At 55.7% G+C, this 598-nt stretch carries 2 pseudogenes; one reads left to right on the forward strand and one right to left on the reverse strand.

What is annotated here, in order from left to right:
• Nucleotides 1-163: pseudogene (locus QCD75_RS21855) on the reverse strand (serine hydroxymethyltransferase); the annotation flags it as partial.
• 227 nt (nucleotides 164-390) lie between these two features.
• Between QCD75_RS21855 and QCD75_RS21860 the strand changes: the two are divergent.
• Nucleotides 391-598, forward strand: a pseudogene (locus QCD75_RS21860) (hypothetical protein); the annotation flags it as partial.

Here is a 598-nt window from a genome sequence, read left to right on the forward strand (position 1 = left end):
TGTTCGTCAGGACCGAGCCCTGCGCCTCCATGACCGAGGCAGGGGCGAAGTTCTCTGAGGCGATCATCTCGAGGGTGGACTGCTGGCGCTCCAGCTCATGGTCAATGGCGCGTGCGACGTCAGCGTCGACGCTGGCCAGGGATTCATTCAGGGTGCCCGTCATGGCGGCCTCTTTCGGTGCAAGGAAACAGATAGTCTGGTGCAACACTGTTGCGTTGAATGCAACTCTAGATCGTCAGTGGTGTTGCGTCAATCACTTTTATTCACTGTTTGCATGTAAGCAGATTTCTTTTCACGCGCAAATAAAACCCTTGACTGTGTTTCAGCTCACGCATAATCTGATGCAACAGCGTTGCGTTCAATGCAACCCAAATTTTCATTGGCGGACATATGAGTAACGAACCAAATCAAGCGACAACCAGCGCGGACCCCGGCTCACGTCGAGCACCGGATTCCGCAGATTCACAGCCCCCGACGGCCAGCGGACCTGTGCACGCAGTCAGCAAGGAAACACGACGCCGGGTGATCGCGGCGAGCTTCATCGGCAACTTCGTCGAGTGGTTTGACTACGCCGTCTACGGTTACCTGGCAGTCACCA

The sequence above is a fragment of the Arthrobacter sp. PsM3 genome, assembly GCF_030433895.1.
GTDB lineage: Bacteria > Actinomycetota > Actinomycetes > Actinomycetales > Micrococcaceae > Arthrobacter.